Source organism: Mycolicibacterium bacteremicum, assembly GCF_002086115.1.
GTDB lineage: Bacteria > Actinomycetota > Actinomycetes > Mycobacteriales > Mycobacteriaceae > Mycobacterium > Mycobacterium bacteremicum.
This window is the reverse complement of sequence record NZ_MVHJ01000004.1, coordinates 189,395-208,037: the sequence shown is the minus strand read 5'-3', so window position 1 is coordinate 208,037 and position 18,643 is coordinate 189,395. Positions and strand designations below refer to the sequence as shown.

At 69.3% G+C, this 18,643-nt stretch carries 20 protein-coding genes; 14 read left to right on the top strand and 6 right to left on the bottom strand.

The window, feature by feature from the left end; genetic code table 11:
* Positions 1–37: 37 nt before the first annotated feature.
* Positions 38–910 carry a LysR family transcriptional regulator ArgP gene (locus BST17_RS06760; RefSeq protein ID WP_083056405.1) on the bottom strand — a complete coding sequence of 291 codons (873 nt, stop codon included), beginning with the start codon at positions 908–910 and terminating at the stop codon, positions 38–40.
* A 300-nt stretch (positions 911–1,210) separates the two neighbouring features.
* Here BST17_RS06760 and BST17_RS06755 point away from each other — a divergent pair, with 300 nt between their 5' ends.
* From BST17_RS06755 to BST17_RS06715, 9 genes are read left to right on the top strand one after another with little or no spacing between them, the layout of a single operon-like run.
* Entirely contained in the window at positions 1,211–1,732 is a 522-nt protein-coding gene (locus BST17_RS06755) for an MSMEG_0572/Sll0783 family nitrogen starvation response protein (RefSeq protein WP_083056601.1), read from the top strand.
* Between the two features lie 11 nt (positions 1,733–1,743).
* Positions 1,744–2,643 (top strand): carbon-nitrogen hydrolase family protein, encoded by a 900-nt coding sequence (locus BST17_RS06750; protein ID WP_083056403.1) that lies wholly within the window; start codon positions 1,744–1,746, stop codon positions 2,641–2,643.
* Positions 2,636–2,932: an MSMEG_0570 family nitrogen starvation response protein gene (locus BST17_RS06745; protein WP_083056401.1), complete on the top strand. Its 297-nt coding sequence runs from the start codon at positions 2,636–2,638 to the stop codon at positions 2,930–2,932. Before BST17_RS06750 ends, BST17_RS06745 begins: the two co-directional genes overlap by 8 nt.
* Complete coding sequence (locus tag BST17_RS06740; protein ID WP_083056399.1) at positions 2,929–4,212, top strand: MSMEG_0569 family flavin-dependent oxidoreductase; 1,284 nt, start codon at positions 2,929–2,931, stop codon at positions 4,210–4,212. The genes BST17_RS06745 and BST17_RS06740 overlap by 4 nt, the downstream gene beginning before the upstream one ends.
* Before the next feature lie 9 nt (positions 4,213–4,221).
* Positions 4,222–5,277 (top strand): MSMEG_0568 family radical SAM protein, encoded by a 1,056-nt coding sequence (locus BST17_RS06735; RefSeq protein WP_083056397.1) that lies wholly within the window; start codon positions 4,222–4,224, stop codon positions 5,275–5,277.
* Positions 5,277–6,692, top strand: coding sequence for an MSMEG_0567/sll0787 family protein (locus BST17_RS06730; protein ID WP_083056599.1), 1,416 nt, complete (start codon positions 5,277–5,279; stop codon positions 6,690–6,692). Before BST17_RS06735 ends, BST17_RS06730 begins: the two co-directional genes overlap by 1 nt.
* A gap of 9 nt (positions 6,693–6,701) precedes the next feature.
* Positions 6,702–7,532 (top strand): carbon-nitrogen hydrolase family protein, encoded by an 831-nt coding sequence (locus BST17_RS06725; RefSeq protein WP_083056395.1) that lies wholly within the window; start codon positions 6,702–6,704, stop codon positions 7,530–7,532.
* A 2-nt stretch (positions 7,533–7,534) separates the two neighbouring features.
* Complete coding sequence (locus BST17_RS06720; RefSeq protein ID WP_083056393.1) at positions 7,535–8,602, top strand: MSMEG_0565 family glycosyltransferase; 1,068 nt, start codon at positions 7,535–7,537, stop codon at positions 8,600–8,602.
* A 22-nt stretch (positions 8,603–8,624) separates the two neighbouring features.
* The gene (locus BST17_RS06715; protein WP_083056391.1) at positions 8,625–9,434 is read left to right on the top strand and encodes a thioesterase family protein; all 810 of its coding nucleotides are present in this window, start codon (positions 8,625–8,627) and stop codon (positions 9,432–9,434) included.
* A gap of 4 nt (positions 9,435–9,438) precedes the next feature.
* Here the strand turns inward: BST17_RS06715 and BST17_RS06710 are convergent, their stop codons facing one another.
* From BST17_RS06710 to BST17_RS06700, 3 genes are read right to left on the bottom strand one after another with little or no spacing between them, the layout of a single operon-like run.
* Positions 9,439–9,897, bottom strand: a complete 459-nt coding sequence (locus tag BST17_RS06710) for a PPOX class F420-dependent oxidoreductase (protein ID WP_083056389.1) — start codon at positions 9,895–9,897, stop codon at positions 9,439–9,441.
* 47 nt (positions 9,898–9,944) lie between these two features.
* Positions 9,945–11,159, bottom strand: coding sequence for an acyl-CoA dehydrogenase family protein (locus BST17_RS06705; protein WP_083056387.1), 1,215 nt, complete (start codon positions 11,157–11,159; stop codon positions 9,945–9,947).
* On the bottom strand, positions 11,156–12,526 hold the full coding sequence (locus BST17_RS06700; protein ID WP_083056598.1) for an LLM class flavin-dependent oxidoreductase: 1,371 nt from the start codon (positions 12,524–12,526) through the stop codon (positions 11,156–11,158). Before BST17_RS06700 ends, BST17_RS06705 begins: the two co-directional genes overlap by 4 nt.
* 100 nt (positions 12,527–12,626) lie before the next feature.
* Here BST17_RS06700 and BST17_RS06695 point away from each other — a divergent pair, with 100 nt between their 5' ends.
* Together BST17_RS06695 and BST17_RS06690 are read left to right on the top strand one after the other, a co-directional pair.
* On the top strand, positions 12,627–13,532 hold the full coding sequence (locus BST17_RS06695; RefSeq protein WP_083056385.1) for an alpha/beta hydrolase fold domain-containing protein: 906 nt from the start codon (positions 12,627–12,629) through the stop codon (positions 13,530–13,532).
* Between the two features lie 176 nt (positions 13,533–13,708).
* The gene (locus tag BST17_RS06690; RefSeq protein ID WP_165762225.1) at positions 13,709–14,227 is read left to right on the top strand and encodes a hypothetical protein; all 519 of its coding nucleotides are present in this window, start codon (positions 13,709–13,711) and stop codon (positions 14,225–14,227) included.
* Here BST17_RS06690 and BST17_RS06685 read toward each other — a convergent pair.
* Positions 14,224–15,054 (bottom strand): sulfurtransferase, encoded by an 831-nt coding sequence (locus BST17_RS06685; RefSeq protein WP_083056381.1) that lies wholly within the window; start codon positions 15,052–15,054, stop codon positions 14,224–14,226. The two genes, BST17_RS06690 and BST17_RS06685, sit on opposite strands and share 4 nt — an antisense overlap.
* A gap of 75 nt (positions 15,055–15,129) precedes the next feature.
* Here BST17_RS06685 and BST17_RS06680 point away from each other — a divergent pair, with 75 nt between their 5' ends.
* Positions 15,130–15,552, top strand: a complete 423-nt coding sequence (locus BST17_RS06680; protein WP_083056379.1) for a nitroreductase family deazaflavin-dependent oxidoreductase — start codon at positions 15,130–15,132, stop codon at positions 15,550–15,552.
* Between the two features lie 80 nt (positions 15,553–15,632).
* Here BST17_RS06680 and BST17_RS06675 read toward each other — a convergent pair whose 3' ends face one another.
* The gene (locus tag BST17_RS06675) at positions 15,633–16,661 is read right to left on the bottom strand and encodes an alpha/beta fold hydrolase (protein WP_083056377.1); all 1,029 of its coding nucleotides are present in this window, start codon (positions 16,659–16,661) and stop codon (positions 15,633–15,635) included.
* Between the two features lie 75 nt (positions 16,662–16,736).
* Between BST17_RS06675 and BST17_RS06670 the strand changes: the two genes are divergently transcribed.
* Positions 16,737–17,615 (top strand): LysR family transcriptional regulator, encoded by an 879-nt coding sequence (locus tag BST17_RS06670; protein ID WP_083056375.1) that lies wholly within the window; start codon positions 16,737–16,739, stop codon positions 17,613–17,615.
* Positions 17,616–17,638: 23 nt separating this feature from the next.
* Positions 17,639–18,640 (top strand): LacI family DNA-binding transcriptional regulator, encoded by a 1,002-nt coding sequence (locus BST17_RS06665; RefSeq protein ID WP_109750027.1) that lies wholly within the window; start codon positions 17,639–17,641, stop codon positions 18,638–18,640.
* Positions 18,641–18,643: the final 3 nt, after the last annotated feature.

Genomic DNA, 18,643 nt, shown 5'->3' with positions numbered 1-18,643 from the left:
TCCCTCGGGGCCGTGGGTCACGTACGTTCGGAGCTGGTCAGCGCCCGCCCCGGCCGCGCCGCAGCGTCCGCGCCGCCGACGTGACGGCATCCCCGATCGAGGCGACCAGCGCGCTGTCCAACTTCCAGCATTGCCAGTACAACGGCACATCCAGGTGGGTCGGTGAGATCTGGACGAAGTCGGCTCCCACCAGTTGCTCGGGATACATGCCCCAGCCCAGACCGGCCCGCACGGCGGCCCCGAACCCCTCGGCGGTGGGAACGTAATGCACCGGGCGGGCGATGTCCCGCCGGAAGGCCTTTTTGATCAGCTTGTCCTGCAAGGCATCGTCACGGTTCCAGGCGAGAGAGGGCGCCTGGGCGGCCGCGGCTGCCGTGAATCCGCCGGGCAAATACCGGGCCACATAGTCGACGGCGGCCACCGGCACATACCGCATGACCCCCAGCGACTGCACCCGGCAACCCGGCACCGCCGTCCGCTCGGTCGTCACCGCGCCCATCACCGCGCCCTCGCGCAGCAGTCGGGCCGAATGATCCTGGTCCTCGATCCGCACGTCGAACAGCACGCCGGGCAGCAGACCGAACACCGCAGTGAACCAGGTGGCCATCGAATCGGCGTTGACCGCGAGGGCGACGCGGGTGCGGGCCGCCGATCCGCCGGCCGTCTCGGCCAGCGCCTCGGACTCCAGGATCGACATCTGGGCGGCCAGCCGCAGGATCGGGGTGCCCGCCGCCGTCGCGCGGCACGGCTTCCCCCGCACCACGAGCACCTGGCCCACCCGCTGCTCCAGTGCCTTGATGCGCTGACTGACCGCCGACGGGGTGACATGCAGGCGGTCCGCCGCGGCCTCGAAGCTGCCCAGCTCCAACACAGCGGCGAAGGCCGCCAGCTGTTGGCTGTCCAGCTTCACGGGTCAAGGCTAGACCAGCACCACCGGAATCCCATGGCGTTCCGTATTAGGTAGCCCCCTAATACATGGTGTACTATCTATCTGCAACAGGCCCGCCGGATCACCGTGCGGGCCATTCCTCGTTGCAGCTCAATATGATTCATGTTTCGGGGGCGTTTCCGGGGTAAGCCGACGGCAACGTAGCCGTATTCCAGCCCTAACCACGGCGCAATAGTCGGCGCATCTAATTGGACACAGCCGACAACCGGCCCCTCCGGCACCGCAGCTGAGAAACCCGTGACACGAAATATGGAGCACCTCATGTCTTTTGACTCGTCCATCGCCGAGAACATCGCCACGTCGCTGGCCGAGATCCCGCACCCGGCGCTGCCCAAGGGCACCAGCATCTACGGCGGGACCAAGATCTTCCCCGACTACCAGGCCGAAGAGGGCGAAAGCTACTTCACCCTGGTCCACGGCATCGCCCACGAATCGTCGGTGTCCTTCGTCGCGGTCCTGCAGGCCACCCGCGCCCTGCGCAAGGGCTTCGAGTCCGCGCTCTACTTCTACGGCCCCGGCGCCATCAATTGCCTTGCCACCCGCGGATTTCCGACCACCGGCGACTCCGGGTTCCCCGGCGAGCAGAACATCAACGATGCGTTGGCGACCTTCATCAAGGAGGGCGGCACCGTGTTCTGCTGCCGATTCGGTCTCGGCCTGCACGGCGGTCGCGAGGAGGACCTGATCGACGGTGTCATCCCGGCGCACCCGCTCGATGTCCAGGACGCACTGATCTACTACGCCCGCAAGGGCGCCATCATCAACTCCACCTACATGGTCTAGGGGGACCGAACATGACCACCCTGGCCGCCGTCTCGGCGAACTTCACCCGGGACCTCGAGCAGAATTACGCTCTCATCACCTCACTCACCGAACAGGCCCGCGCCGCGAAGGTGGATTTCCTGGTCCTGCCCGAGGCCGCCATCGGCGGCTACCTGTCCTCACTGGGCAACCACGGCGACACCGTCAAGACCACCAAGAAAGCGCTGCCCCCGGCCATCCGGCTGGACGGGCCGGAACTCGCCCGGGTGCAGCAGATCGTCGGTGACCTGACCGTCGCGATCGGCTTCTGCGAGTTGGCCGACGACGGCGAGACGCGCTACAACACCGCCGCGGTGCTCGATGGCGGCCAGGTGTACGGCACCTACCGCAAGGTTCACCAACCCCTCGGCGAGGGCATGTCCTATTCGGCGGGTTCGCGGTACGGAGTGTTTGACACCCCGGTCGGGCGCGTCGGCCTGCAGATCTGCTACGACAAGGCATTCCCGGAGGCCGCCCGCATGATGGCTCTGGACGGCGCGCAGATCATCGCCAGCCTGTCGGCCTGGCCGGCCGCCCGCACGGCCACCGCCCAGAACCTGCAGGACGACCGCTGGACCTATCGGTTCAACCTGTTCGACACCGCACGCGCCCTGGACAACCAGGTGTTCTGGATCGCCTCCAACCAGAGCGGTACGTTCGGTTCGCTGCGTTACGTCGGCAACGCCAAGGTCGTCGATCCCGGCGGAAACATCCTCGCCACAACACTTCTGGACAGTGGCATGGCGATCGCCGAGGTCGACCTGGACGGCACCTTCCGCACCACCCGGGCCGGCATGTTCCACCTGCGCGACCGCAGGCCGGACGTGTACGGGCCGCTGACCGCCCCGACCGCCACCCTTGAGGCCAAGTGGCAGGTACTGGCCCATGCCTGAGATGACCTTCGAGGTGCGCTGGCCCGACGGCAGCATCCAGCGGTGCTACTCCCCCAGCCTGGTGGTGCACGACTACCTGACCATCGGGACCCGTTACACCGTCGGCGATTTTGTCGATCGGACCGGGCGGGCGATGGCCGAGGCCAGTGAACGGGTACGGGCCAAGTTCGGCTTCGCCTGCACCTCGGCCGCCGAGACCGATGCGCGGATCGCCGGCGCCGCAGCGAGATTCCCATCCGACGCGGTGATCGAAGTCACCGCGATGAACCCTGGGCTGGAGCAGTCATGACCACCGACCACACTTCGGGCCACATTCCGGTGGCCGTCATCGGCGGCGGCCAGGCCGGCCTGTCGGTCAGCTGGTATCTGGGCCGGGCCGGTGTCGAGCACGTCGTGCTGGAGGCCGGTACCCCGGTGCATGCCTGGGCCGACACCCGCTGGGACAACTTCACCCTGGTCACCCCCAACTGGCACTGCCGGTTACCGGGTTACAGCTACACCGGTCCCGATCCCGACGGGTTCATGACCCGCGATCAGGTGGTCGACTGGCTGCATGGCTGGTTGCAGACCTTCGACCCACCGCTGCGCACCCACACCCGGGTGACCCGGGTGGTCAACCACACCGAGGGTGGCTTCGAACTGACCCTCGATTCCGCCACCGGTCGGGAGACCCTCACCTGCGAGCAGGTCGTCATCGCCACCGGCGGCTACCCGCTGCCGATCATCCCGGCCTACGCCACCGCGCTGGATCCGGCAGTGCAGCAACTGCATTCCGAGCAGTACCGCAATGCCGACCAACTTCCCGACGGTGCGGTGCTGGTGGTCGGTACCGGGCAGTCGGGTGCCCAGATCGCCGAGGACCTGCACCTGGCCGGACGCACCGTGCATCTGGCGGTCGGCGGCGCACCCCGGGTCGCGCGGACCTACCGCGGCCGGGACTGCATGACGTGGCTGTCCGATATGGGCCTCTACGACCGGCCTGCGGCCCAGTACCCCGGCGGCAAGGCCGCCATCGAGAAGACCAACCACTACGTCACCGGTCGCGACGGTGGCCGCGATGTCGACCTGCGTCAGTTCGCGCTGGAGGGCATGCGACTCTACGGCACCCTGGCCGACGGAAAAGACAGCACGCTGCGCTTCGAACCGACCCTGTCCGCTGCGCTGGACCACGCCGACTCGGTGTACAACTCGATCTGCGCCGATATCGACGCCCACATCGACCGCACCGGTATCCAGGCGCCGCCGCCGTCGCGCTACGCACCGGTGTGGCAGCCCGACACCGACCCCACGACCCTGGATCTGCAGGCCGAGGGTGTCACGAGCGTGGTGTGGGCCATCGGGTACCGGCCGGATTATCGGTGGATCGAGGCCAGCGCCTTCGACGGTGCCGGCCGGCCCATGCAGACCCGGGGTATCACCAACGTCACGGGCCTGAGTTTCGTCGGGCTGCCGTGGATGCACACCTGGGGCTCCGGCCGATTCCTCGGGATCGACCGCGATGCACGCCATATTGCCGACGCCATCATCGTGGCGCAGAGCGCCTATTCCGCGATCGCAACCGCCAGTTAGGGGCACGTGATGACAGTTTCGACCAGGGTCGACCTCGCACTGCTGGGTTTCCGCGGCCGTCCGCCGGTCAGCCGCACCGCGGGTGCCGGCCCCAGCGCCGACGGCCACCTCGTCATCGATGGCCTCAACGCCGCGATCCCGCGGAATGCCCTCAGCCCCTTCGTCTTCGACGGCACCCGGGTGCTGCTCGACGGCGAGGACACCGGGCTGGATGTCGAGGTTGTCGACCGCCCGAAGTTCTATGATCTGACCACGGCCGAGGGCGTCGCCTATGAGAAGCTCGCCCGGCTGCACGGCCGGGATGTACTGGCCACCACGGTGGTGCAGACCTGCATCCGGTATGGCGCCGAGCAGCGCTGCCGGTTCTGCACCATCGAGGAATCCCTGCGCACCGGCGCCACCACCGCGGTCAAACGCCCCGCCGAGCTGGCCGAGGTGGCTGCCGCAGCGGTGCGGCTGGACGGGGTGCGCCAGATGGTGATGACCACTGGCACCTCGGCCGGAACTGACCGTGGGTCAAAACATCTGGCCCGGTGTGTACGGGCCGTCAAGCGGGCCGTGCCCGACCTGCCCATCCAGGTGCAGTGTGAACCGCCGGTCGACCTGTCGGTGCTCACCGACCTTCGGGAGGCCGGCGCGGACGCCATCGGCATCCACGTCGAATCGCTCGACGACGACATCCGCCGGCGTTGGATGCCCGGCAAGGCAACCGTGCCGCTGGCGCAGTACCGTGCCGCGTGGCGCGAGGCGGTGCGGGTCTTCGGCCGCAACCAGGTCTCCACCTATCTGCTGGTCGGCCTCGGCGAGGATCCCGACGAGCTGGTGGCCGGCGCGGCCGAACTGATCGAGATGGGTGTCTACCCGTTTGTGGTGCCCTACCGACCACAGGCCGGGTCGCTGGCCGTCGAGATCGACCATGCACCCGCACCCGATGCAGCTGTGGTGGAGAAGGTTTCCCGCGAGGTGGCCGCACGGTTGGCCCTGGCCGGCATGACCGGTGCCGATCAACGGGCCGGATGCGCAGCCTGCGGGGCCTGCTCGGTGCTGCAGACCTTGGGCGCCTGATGATCGATTTTGCCGGCAGCGCAACCACGTTCCCGTCCGACCTGTCCATCCTGGCCGGCACCCGGCCGGCCCCGCCGTTTCTCATCCGGCGGGCCGACGGCACCGACCTGGCCGCTTATCGGCGGCTGCGTGCGGCCGAGTTCGTCGCCGAGCAGCGACTGTTCGCCGGGTCGGATACCGATGACACCGACGATGATCCTCGCACCGTCGTGCTGGTGGCCGCCGCGGCCGACGGCACCGTGCTCGGTGGGGTGCGGCTGGCACCGGTCGGTGCGGTGGATCTGGGCTGGTGGACCGGTAGCCGGTTGGTCGCCGCACCCGCCGCCCGCTCCACCGGAGTCGGGCCGGCGCTGATCCGGGCGGCCTGCGCCCACGTCGAATCGGCCGGGGTGCTCCGGTTCGAGGCCTGCGTGCAGACCCGTTATGAGCCGATGTTTGCCCAACTGGGCTGGGAGCGCCTCGGAGACACCAGGGTCGCGCGGCGCCCGCACACCCGGATGCGGTTCCCGCTCAACCCGTTCGAGCGGCTCGCCGCTGCGACCAAGTCATTCCTCGGGGAGACCCTGGCGCCGCTGCGGTCGGTCCGCGGCGGCCTCGGCCCCGCAGGCTTCGCCGGGGACGACGGCGCCCCCGTCCCCGGTACCGACCTGATCGCAGCCTGCGACGCCATCATCCCGTCGATGGTGGAACGCGACCCCGAATGGGCGGGGTGGTGCTCGGTGCTGGTCAACATCAACGACCTGACGGCCATGGGCGCCACGCCGACCGCGTTGCTCGACGCGGTCGGCGCACCGACCCGACGGATCCTGGACCGCGTCATCGGCGGCATCACGGCGGCCTCGGCGGCGTGGCGGGTGCCGGTGCTCGGCGGACACACCCAGCTCGGGGTGCCGGCGGCGCTGGCAGTGACCGCACTGGGCCGCACCCCCGACCCGGTGCCGGCCGGCGGCGGCCGCATCGGTGACCGGGTCCGACTCACCGCCGACGTGACCGGTGGCTGGCGGCCGGGTTACGCCGGCAAGCAGTGGGATTCGAGCAGCACCCGCTCCGCGACCGACCTGTCGATGATGGCCGGACTGGTCGCCGAGATGCGGCCCCGCGCCGCCAAGGACGTCAGCATGGCCGGCGTGGTCGGCACCCTGGGCATGCTCGCCGAGGCGTGTGGGACGGGCGCCGAACTGGACGTGTCCGCGGTCCCGCGGCCGACCGACGCGGACGCGGGGTCATGGCTGACCTGTTTCCCCGGCTACGCGATGCTGACTGCCGGGCAATCCCGGCCGGTTCCGCTGCCTGTCGGGGTGAACAGCGCGGACTGCGGGTCGTTGACAGCCGAGCGCGGCGTGCGCCTACGCTGGCCGGACGGGGTGACGACGACCGCGCTGACGTCGCCGGTCACCGGTATCGGCCCGGCCTGAGGGGAGCGTATGGCACCGGTCACCCTGGGTGCGGTCGCGGCACACTTCGGCCGCGACGTCGACCGTGGCGTCTCCAAGGTCGTCGGGATCATCGAGTCCGCCGCCCGCGACGGCGTCGATCTGCTGGTGTTGCCCGATGCCTGCCTGGGCGGATACATCGGCGATTTCACCGCTCCCGATCCGAACGACCCCCCGCCGGCCCTGGATCCCGACGGCCCCGAGATCGGCGCGGTGATCGCGGCGGCCGGGCCGATGACCGTATGTGTCGGATACGCCGAGGAGGCCGCCGGCGGGAGCCGGTACAACGCCGCGGTCTGCGTGTCGGGCGACGGTGTGCTCGGCCGCTACCGCAAGGTCCATCAGCCCGCCGGTGAGGCCCTGACCTACCTGGCCGGTGACCACTTCACGAGTTTCGACACCCCGGTCGGGCGGGTCGGGATGCTCATCGACTACGACAAGACGTTTCCGGAGGCCGCCCGGACGCTGGCGCTCGACGGTGCTCAGATCATCGCCGCGCTGTCGGCGTGGCCGGCCAGCATCACCGACCGGGCCTCCCGGTTGCCCGCCGACCGGCAGTCCCGACTGTTCGACCTGTACGACTGCGCCCGCGCCGCCGAGAATCAGGTGGTGCTGGTGTCCTCCAACCAGACCGGGGTGATGGGCAATCTGCGGTTCCTCGGCCAGGCCAAGATCGTCGGCCCCGGTGGTGACATCCTGGCCACCACCCGGTCCAAGGGCGGGCTGGCGAAGGCGGAGATCGATGTCGAATCCGAGATCGCCCGCGCCCGAAAGGTGTTGAACCACCTGGTGGAACTCCGACCCGATGTCTATCGGAGGTGAGTATGCGGATCGCCCTGCTGACCTATTCGACCAAACCGCGCGGCGGGGTCGTGCACACCCTGAATCTCGCAGAGGCGCTGGCCCGCGCCGGCGCCGACGTCACCGTGTGGTCGCTGGCCCGCGCCGGTGACCGGGGCTTCTTCCGCGCCGTCGATGCCGGGGTGTCGGTGCGACTCGTAGAGTTCGTCGACCTCCCCGGCGATACCGTCACCGACCGCATCGTGCGCTCGATCGAGGTGCTGAGGCAGTCGTTCACACCGGACGTCTACGACATCGTCCACGCCCAGGACTGCATCAGCGCCAACGCCGTGGGGACGTGCATCCGGACCATTCACCACCTCGACGAGTTCACCACCCCGATCCTCGCGGAATGTCACGAGAAGGCGATCGTGGAACCGTACGCCCGGATCTGCGTATCGGCGGCAGTCGCCGCGGAGGTGCGGGCAGGCTGGGGCCTCGACCCCACGGTGATCCCGAACGGTGTTGACGCCCAACGCTTCAGTGCCGCCACACCCGGGGGTCACGACCTGCGGCCGTATCTGCTCACGGTCGGTGGCATCGAGCCGCGCAAGGGCACCCTCGACCTGGCGGAGGCGTTCGCGCTGCTGCGCCGCGACCATCCCGAACTGCGTCTGGTGATCGCCGGCGGCGAGACCTTGTTCGATTATCGCGATTACCGCGCGGATTTCGAAACGCGCTGCGCGACCTTGGGTATCGAGCCGGTCATCCTCGGTGCCGTCGCCGACGAGGCGCTGCCCGGACTGGTCGCCGGTTGCGCGGTGTTCGCCTTCCCCTCCACCAAGGAGGGATTCGGGCTGGCCGCGTTGGAGGCGCTGGCCGCCGGGCGGCCCGTCGTCACGCGAGATCTGCCGGTACTTCGCGAGGTGTTCGGCGACACCGTCCGGTACGCGGCCGATCCGCCGGCCTTCGCCGGCCAGATCGCCTCGGCATTGGCCGACCCTGGCGACCCCGGCCCCGGTCGAATGCTGGCGCGGACACTGACCTGGGAGAATGCCGCCAAGGCGCATCTCGAGTTCTACGCCGGCCAGATACCGTTGTTACAACGGTAGTGTTATTCGTAATATCCTCGGCATGACCGATACCGCGGCGACACCGTTCCTGACCCGCCGTGGCGACGAGTTCGTCCCCAACCCGATCGCGCACGGCGGCTGGGGGCCGACCCTGGGCGGCCAGGTGGTCGGCGGGCTACTCGCTCGTGCCATCGAGGCCCGGGTGGACGATCCCGATCTGCAACCGGCCCGGCTGACCGTCGAGATCCTGCGCCGCGTCGCCTGCGACCCGGTGCGTGTCGAGGCGTCGGTGGTCCGGTCCGGCCGCCGGATGCGCGCGGTGGATGCCCGCATGACGCAGGACGGCCAACTCGTCGCCCGCGCCTGCGCCCTGTACCTGCGCCGCGGCACCCAACCCGACGGACAGTTCTGGACGACTCCGGTCGTGCTGCCGCCCATTCCGGCCGAACCCGAGCAGATCGGCGACAACGTGCCGATGTTCATCCGTGCCTACGGGCCCGATGCGGCGTCCGACGATCTCGAGTTCCCATGGCAGCAGGCCGGTCCCCGGTATGCGTGGGTCCGAGAGTTCCGCGAACTGGTCGAGGGCGAGACACTGACCCCGTTCCTGCGGGCGGCCATCGCCGTCGACGTCACCAGTTCGATGGCGAACTTCAGCACCACGGGCCTGTCGTTCATCAATGCCGATTACACGTTGGCGCTCAGCCGGTTACCCGACGGGCCCCACATCGGCCTCGCCGTGCAGTCGCACACCAGCGCCGACGGGGTGGCCACCGGATCGACGGCGCTGTTCGACCATCGCGGGCCGATCGGCACCGGCCTGTCCACGGCCATCGCCAGCTCCGGATTCGACCCCAGCGGTAAGCACTGAGCTCTCAGCGCGGTGGCGGGAACCCGCCGGTGGCCACCGGCCCCCACCGGCGAGGCGTGATGCGCAGCAGGCATTTTCCCTGCTCCACCATGGCCTGCCGATATTCGTCCCAGTCCGGGTGTTCACCGGCCACGGCGCGGAAGTACTCGACCAACGGCTCCACGGCGTCGGGGCCGTCGATCGATTCGGCGTCCCCGTCGACCTGAACGTACGGGCCGTGGAACTCCTCGGACAGCACGGTGACACTGGCCTTGCCGGTGCGGCCGATGTTGTGGGATTTGGCGCGCTGCGGATAGCTGGCGATGACGATGCGCCCCTGCTCGTCGACGCCACCGGTGACCGGCGAGCTCTGCACCGACCCATCGGCACGGAAGGTCGTCAGTACCATCTGATGACGGGGCCGGACGAAGGCCAGCAGTTCGTCGAGGGTGACCGTGTCGGCGGTCGCATAGGTACGGGCCATCCCCCGATTCTAGTGCGCCGTGCGTGGCGCCTTCTCCTGAGCGCGGGTCAGAAGTAGCCGCTGCCCGGCAGTTTGGTGCCGCGGGTGTGGTATGCGCCGATCGCCTGGGCCTTGTAGGACGCCGGGTTGTGCGAGGCCAGGGTGCGGATGTTGCGCCAGTGCCGGTCCAGCAGGTGTTCCTGACGGACCACTGACGCGCCACCGACATCGAAGATCTGTGCGGCCGCCTTCTGCGCCAGTGCATCGATGACGACCTTGGCGTTGGCGGCCTGCAGCGAGGCCTCGTGGGCCAGCGCCAGATCCGGGTCGGTGCCTGCCACATCGGCCTCGTATGCCGCCGCCAGGGCATCCGCGGCGGCCAGTACGGTGGCCTCCCCCGCGTACGCCGCGGCGGCGATCTCACCGATCTCGCGCTGCAGCAGTGGATCATCGGGCGCGGACGGGTTCGGCGCCCAGGTGAAGCTGCGCGACCGCTGGTGCACATGGGCGACCGCATCGGCCCGCAGCGCATGGAGTACGCCCACTTCCAGCGCGGTGACGTACAACTGGAAGAACGCCCCGGAGTGGTACAGCGGTTGCCGCTCCGCGCCGTTGTCCGGTGGCGCCCACAGCAGCACCTCGTCGGCGCTCACCGCGACATCGGAGAAGATCGCGGTGCCGGTGCCGGTGGCGCGCTGCCCGAAACCGTCCCAGTCGTCGAGCACGGTGACCCCGGCCCGGTCGGTGGGCACCAGCGCGATCACCGAGGCGTCGTCGGGATCGCTGGCCAGCACCTCCGCGTAATCGGCATACAGCGTGCCGGTGGTGAAGAACTTCTTGCCATTGAGCCGGTAGCCCTCGCCGTCCGGTGTCAGCTTGGTCTGCCAGACGAACCCACCGGCAGGGTCGGAGCCCAACTCGGTGGACGCGTTGCCGACGATGGCCCCGGACAGAGCCAGTTCGATCGCCCGCTGCCGCACCGCGCCCGACAACCGCAACCGCTCCTCGACGTGGGCGAAGTGTCCGCGCAGGATGTGCGCGACGTTGACGTCCACGGTGGCCAGCGCGATCACCGTGGCGAACAGTTCCCGCAGGCTGGCCCCGCCGCCACCGTCGGAACTCGGAACACGTAGTGCGCCAAGCCGTTCGGTCCGGATCAGGTCGATGATGGCGAAGGGTCGCTCGTTCGCACGCTCGCGCTCCAGCGCGCCCTGGCCGATCTCGGCCAGCAGGGCGGCCAGTCGCGGTGACCCGAAGGTCAGCGGTTCGGTGGTCACGGTCATCGGGTTGCCTCCTGAGGGATGCGACGGTATGCCGCCGCGCGGTGGGTTTCGGGAAGTCGCGGTCCACGACCGAAGAGCTTGTGCCGCAACGATCCCGCTGTGTATTCGGTCTTGTAGAGTCCGCGACGCTGCAGCTGTGGGACCACATGCTCGATGAAGTCGGCGAACGAGCCCGGGGTGATCACATTGGTGATGTTGAAACCGTCGACGTCGGTCTCCTCGACCCAGGACTGCAGATCGTCGGCGACCTGCGCACCGGATCCCACGCTGAACCCGCCCTCGGCATCGATGGCGTGCGCATCGACGAAATCACGGAGCGTCCACTGTCCCTGGCCGAACGTCTGCACCGACGATTTCAGGTACTCGTTGTCGGTCACCATGACCGGATCATCCAGGTCGAAGCGGGACAGATCGCTGCCCAGCCACCCCGACCACAGCGCCAGCGCACCTTCCGGATCGATGTAGCGGCGGAAGTCGTCGTGCCGGGCGCGGGCGGCGGCCTCGGTCGCCCCGGTCACCGCCACATGGCCGTTGACGATCTTCACGTCGTAGGGGTCGCGGCCGGCGTCCGATGCCCTGGTCCGGATGTCGGCGACGGCGTCGCGCAGCGATTCCTTGGTCGGCGCGCCGATGAAGATCACCTCGGCGTTCTGCGCCCCGAAGGTGCGCCCGCGATCCGAGGCGCCCGCCTGGTAGAGCACGGGGGTGCGCTGCGCAGACGGCTCACACAGGTGGATGCCCGGCACCCGGAAGTGCTTGCCGTCGTGGCCGATGGCGTGCACCTTGTCCGGGTCGGCGTAGTGGGCGCGGGCCGGGTCGGAGCCGACCGCACCGTCCTCCCAGGAGCCCTCCCACAGCTTGTAGAGCACCTCGGTGTACTCGTCGGCGATGTCGTAGCGGTCGGCGTGCGGGGTGATGGTGTCCAGGCCGTGATTGCGCGCGGCGCTCTCCAGATACCCGGTCACGATGTTCCAGCCGATGCGGCCCTTGGTCAGATGGTCCAGCGTGGACATCCGACGGGCGAACGAGTACGGATGCTCGAAGGACGTGGCGGCGGTGATGCCGAACCCGAGGTGCCGGGTCGCGGCGGCCATCGCCGAGACCAACAGCAGTGGATCATTGACCGGCACTTGCGTTCCGGCCCGCAGCGCGGCCTCCGGACCGCCACCGTAGATGTCATAGACGCCGAGCACGTCGGCGATGAACAGGCCGTCGAACAGTCCACGCTCCAGTAGTGCGGCCAGGTCGGTCCAGTACTCCAGGTCCTTGTACCGGGCCGCCTGGGATTCCGGGTGCCGCCACGTGCCCGCGACGATATGCGCCACACAGTTCATGTCGAAGGCGTTGAGGATGATCTGCTTGCCCACCGCGCCACCCTTGCCCACCCGCCCGACACAGGCCAGCTATCCGATCTGCCGGATTCGGAGTCCGTAACCTGCCGTCACAAAACCGGCTACCGTGACACCCATGGCGACTGCCCGGATCGCGCCGCTGGAGTACGCCTTGGCATACCTGGCGCAGCAGAGCGCACCACTGCTGTTCCGCCCACCCGGCATCCCCGCCCCGGCGCATCCGGTCGGCCCGCCCGAGATCATCGCGGTGCCGACCCGGCACGGTCCGGTCCGCTGCTTTGTCTACCGCCCACATCCCTCGGCGCCGTTGGCCGGCCCGCAGGCTCCGCCCCTGCACATCGACATCCACGGCGGCGGGTTCGTGCTCCGCAACACCGCCGAGGACGCCCACATCTGCCGTTTCCTGGCAGCTGATGTCGGATGCGTGGTGCTGGCCCCCGATTACCACGCCGCGCCGCAGGTGACATTCCCTGTCGCAGAACAGGAGTGCATCGACATCCTGCAGTGGGCGGCCGACCATGCCGACCGGCAGGGCTGGGACGGTGCGCGGATCAGCGTCGGTGGAGCCAGCGCGGGCGGCAAGCTCAGCATGAACCTCGCGCAGTATGCGTATGACACCGGTATCGCGCTGCGCGCGGCGGTGCTGTCCTACGCGGTCGCCGACTGCACCCGCACCGGGCGCACCTCGCCGAAGGCCAATCCGATCATCTCCCCGCGCCTGCAGAAGTATTCGGCCAGAATGTATTTCGTCGATCCGGCCAGCCACGGCGATCCGATCGCGTCACCGTACTACGACGAGGACCTGCCGAAGAAGATGCCGCCCACCCTGATCCAGACCGGCGACCTGGACACCCTCGGTCCGGAGATGATCGAGATCGCCGAACGGCTGAATGCGGCCGGCGTCGACGTCGTGCATACCGGCTATCCGACCGATCATGCGTTCAACACCCAGGGGGACCGGACGATCATGGACCGTTCGATCCGGCAGATCGCGGCGTTCCTGCTGGAGCGACTCGCGTGAGCGACGCTTGCGGAGCGAACCGACGGACGACACGCGGGAGCCGAGCGTGCGAGGCCACCGCGTGAGCGACGCGTGCGGAGCGAACCGACGGACGACACGCGGGAGCCGAGCGTGCGAGGCCACCGCGTGAGCGACGCTTGCGGAGCGAACCGACGGACGACACGCGGGAGCCGAGCGTGCGAGGCAACCGCGTGAGCGCCGATCCGCCCGTCGAGCACGTCGTCGCGGCCCTGCGGGAACGGTTGTACGGCGCCATCTCGTGCCTGGCCACCCTGGCCGCCCTGGCCCGCTACACCGGCGCCGACACCAACGCCTGGTACCGGGTGCTCGATGTCGCGGTGGCCGCCGGCGGGCTGTGGGCGGCGGCATTGCTGGCCGAGTTCGTCGCCCGGCTCAGCGTCGAGGGCGCCGCCCCGCGCGGCAGGGCCGCCTGGGGCATGCTGGCGGCCTCCGGCCAGATCATGCAGGCCGCCGCGGCGCCGGCACTGATCCTGGCGCTGGCCGGCTTCGGTGTGCTGGACACCGCGACCGCAGTGTGGATCGCCATGTGGTTCCTGGTCGCCGAGATGGCGCTGATCGCCTATCTGGCGGTGCGCCGCGCCGCTCTGGTGTGGTGGCAGCAGGTGCTGGCGGTGCTACTGCTGACCGCGGCCGGTGCGGCGGTGGTCGCGGTCAAGATGATCGCGCATCACTAGCCGCCGGTCTCGACCGCACGGCCTTCGGCCGACCACTGCGACCACGAGCCGGGAAACAGCGCGGCGTCGACGCCGGCCGCCGCCAACGCGGCCACCAACACCGATGCGGTGACACCGGATCCGCAGTACACACCCACCTGCTCACTGCCGCCGAAGGTCCAGCCGAGCGCGGACAGTTCGTCCTCCGACAGCACGGTGCCGTCCTCGGTGAGTACGGCGGTGCTGGGCAGATTGCGCGCACCCGGGATGTGCCCGGCCACCGTGTCGACCGGTTCGGCATCGCCGCGGAAGCGCTCGGGTGCCCGGGCGTCGAGCAGGTTGGTGTGGGCTGCGGCCTGTTCGGCGGTCAGCGTCGGCATCGCGCCGGCATACAGGTCGTCGTGCACGATCACCACATCGCCGGGTTCGGCGTCGACCGGTCCGGTCTCCAGGGCGTGGCCCGCGGCGGTCCAGGCGCCGAGACCGCCGTCGAGAATCCGGACGTTCTCGACACCGGCGGCCCGCAGTACCCACCAGGCGCGCGCCGATCCGGCGCGGTTCCAGTCGTCGTAGACCACGACCGGGACACCGCGGCGCACGCCCCAGCGACGGGCCGCGTCCTGCAACGCGGCTCCCGACGGCAGCGGGTGCCGACCGCGGCCGGACACCCCGTGGTCGCTGAGTTCGTCGTCGAGCGAGACGTACACCGCACCGGGCAGATGCCCGCGCTCGTGCTCGGCGCGTCCGTCGGGTTGCGCCAGCTGCCAGCGCACGTCGAGCAGGGTCAACGGATCGCCGGCGCTCAGCCGGTCGGCGAGTTCGGCCGCGGTGATGAAGACGTCTGTCATAGGGGCAGCGTCCCAGATGCTGGGCCGATCGTCGAAGACGGAAACAATCCGGGCCGCTGTGGTGTTCTAGACGCCATGTCGAACAACCCCGAGCTGAGCCCCACCGACTGGGTCCGTGACCAGACCGAACGCATCCTTGAACAGGGCACCACCGACGGGGTCGAGGTACTCGACCGCCCGGTCGTGCTGTTCACCACCACCGGCGCCAAGTCCGGCAAGAAGCGCTATGTGCCGTTGATGCGCGTCGAGGAGAACGGCAAGTACGCGATGGTGGCCTCCAAGGGCGGCGATCCGCAGCACCCGGCCTGGTATCACAACGTCAAGGCCCATCCGCAGGTCACCGCGCAGGACGGCGAGAAGGTCATCGAGCTGACGGCGCGCGAGGTCGACGGCGACGAGCGCGCGCACTGGTGGGAGCTGGCCGTGCAGGCCTACCCGCCCTATGCCGAGTACCAGACCAAGACCGACCGGCAGATTCCGGTTTTCGTCCTGGAGTAGCCGCAGCTTTCGGCGCGAGGGACCGTGTCGGCACGCCGACACGCCCCAACCGCGTACATTTCACGGGCGCTCGCGCCGCATCACATCCGGCTGACGTCACGGATGGCGGCGGCGAATTGCGCCGGCGCCTCCTGCGGCACGTTGTGCCCGATCCCGTCGAGCACCCGGTGCTCGTACCGGCCCGTGTACTGCTTGCGGTAGCCGGCGCCATCGCGCGCCGCCCCATCGAAATCGCTGCCGATCGTGATCGTCGGGACGGTGATCACCGGACGGCCGGCCAGTCGGGCTTCGTCGGCGTCATACCGGGCCTCGCCGTCGGCCACACTCTGTCGCCATCGGTAGTTGTGCACCACGATGTCGACGTGATCGGGGTTGTCGAAGGCGGCCGCCGTCAGCGCGTAGGTGCTGTCGGCGAACTGCCACCGCGGTGAGGCGTTCTGCCAGATGAGCCGATTGAAGTCCGCCGTGTTGCGCCGGTAGCCCATTTCCCCGCGCGGAGTCGCGAAATAGTACTGATACCACCAGCCATATTCGGCCCGCGGTGGCAGCGGTTCGCGATTGGCCGCCAGGTCGACGATGATGTAGCCGCTGACGGCGACCAGGCCGTCCACCCGCTGCGGCCACAGTGCCGCAACCACATTGGCGGTGCGGCCACCCCAGTCGTAGCCGCCGAGGATGGCCCTCTCGATTCCCAGGGCGTCCATCAAGTCGATGACATCGTGCGCCAGGGCCGCCTGCTGGCCGTTGCGGACGGTGTCATCCGACCGGAATCGGGTCGATCCGAAGCCGCGCGCGAACGGCACGATCACCCGGAAGCCCTGGCCGGCGAGTTCGGCGCTGACGTCGGCGTAGCTGTGGATGTCATACGGCCACCCGTGCAGCAGCAGCACCGGCCGCCCGTCGGTCGGGCCTGCTTCGGCATAGCCGACCTCGAGCAGACCGGCCCGGACGGTACGGATCGGCCCCAGGGTGTGGGTGGGCGCCGGTGGTGGTGCGGGCGCCTGCGCCCGGGCCAACTCGGACGTGCCGCATGCGGCCAGGGTGAGTGCTCCCGCCGCGGCGGTGGTGATCAGGCCGAAGTTGCGTCTGCTGAGGTCCACACCTGTCATCTCAGCCGCGTCCGGTCATCACGTCCAACGTTTACTTTTGATGAGGGTCATCGCTGACGTCGATATCCTCGCCTGATGGAACTGCGCCAGCTCGAGCATTTTCTCGCCGTCGCGACCGAACTGAGCTTCACCCGCGCGGCGGCACGGGCGCACCTCGTGCAATCCGCACTGTCGGCATCGGTGGCCAAGCTGGAACGGGAGCTGGATGTCCAGCTCTTCGACCGCTCCCGGCAACAGATCACGTTGACCGCGGCCGGCGAACGATTCCGCGGTCACGCCCAGCAGGTGCTGCAGGCCGCCCGCTCGGCCGCCGAATCGGTTCAGGAGTTTCGCGGGACCCTTTCGGGGACAGTCGAGTTCGGTTCACTCATCTCGTTCGGCCCGATGGATGTCGCGGCGGCGCTCGGCGAGTTCCACCGCGCCCATCCGTTCGTGCGACTGCGGCTGCACCTGAGCCAGACCGGGGCGTCCAGCTATCTGGCCGGCCTGGTGGACGGCTCCCTGGACCTGGCCCTGGTCTCGGTGCCCGACCGGTTCCCGCCCACCTTGGACATGCGTCTGCTGTTCGAGGAACCGATGGTCTACGTCGTCGCCGGCGACCACCGGATACCCGACCGGGCCGTACTCGGCGACCTCGCAGAGGTGGACCTGGTCGGGTTTCCGCCGCAGTTCGGCCTGCGCCGGCTGATGGACGCGGCCTTCGCGGCCGCCGGTTTGCGGGCCCGCGTCCCCTATGAGGTGCCGGCCGGTTTCGGAGCGATCGCCGAATTGGTCCGCAACGGGCTGGGCACCACGTTCATGCCGGCTTCGGAGGCGCGCCGCTTCCCCGACCTGCGGTCGATCCCGCTGGCCGAACCGGTGATCTGGCAGGTCTACCTGGCATCGCCACGCGCGGACCGGCTGACACCGGCGACCGCGCGGTTGGCGCAGATGTTGTGGGATGCCGCGCCCTGATCGATGTCTGGTGGAATGGGCGGGTGGTGAGCATCCGGGAAGTCGCTGCGGCCGCCGCGGTATCGGTCGGCACGGTGTCCAATGTGCTGAACGCACCGGAGAAGGTGTCGCCCACCACCGTCGCGCGCGTGCAGGCCGCCATCGACGAGCTCGGTTTCGTCCGCAATGACGCGGCCCGCCAGTTACGCGCCGGTCGGTCCCGCAGTGTCGGTCTGGTGGTCCTCGATGTCGGCAACCCGTTCTTCACCGACATCGCACGTGGGGCGGGAACCCGCGCCGAGGCCAACAATCTGACCTTGCTGCTGGGCACCTCCGATGACGATGCCCACCGCGAACGGTCCTACGTCGACGCCTTCGACGAACAGCGTGTCTTCGGGCTGCTGGTGTCCCCGGTCGGCGACGACTTCGACCGCCTGGAGGTGCTGCGCCGTCGCGGTACACCCGTGGTGCTGGTCGACCGTGACGGCCGCGGCACCGAGTTCGACTCGGTGGCCGTCGATGACGTCGCGGGCGGCAAGCTCGCGGTCGATCACCTCTGCGCGACCGGCAGGCGCCGGATCGCCTTCGTCGGCGGGCCTGCGGAGCTGCGGCAGGTGCGTGACCGTCTGCACGGGGCGCGCGCCGCGCTGGACGGGGTGCCCGACGCCGACCTCGAGGTGATCTACACCCCGGCGCTGACGGTGTTGGCCGGGCGCGCCGTGGGCGAACAGCTGCGCGACCGGCCGCCCGCCCGCCGCCCCGACGGGATCTTCTGCGCCAACGATCTGGTGGCCATCGGCGTGCTGCAGGCACTGGCCCTGATGGGCGAGCAGATGGTGCCCGAGCAGATCGCCCTGGTCGGCTACGACGATATCGAGTTCGCCCGTTCCGCCGTCGTACCGCTCACCTCGGTGCGCCAACCCAGTCACGAGATCGGAAGCACCGCAATCGATCTGTTGATCGAGGCGACCGAGGCGCGCGAGCACCGGCCACGTCACGTGCTGTTCCAGCCCGAGTTGGTCACCCGGCGCAGCACCCGGATCTGACCG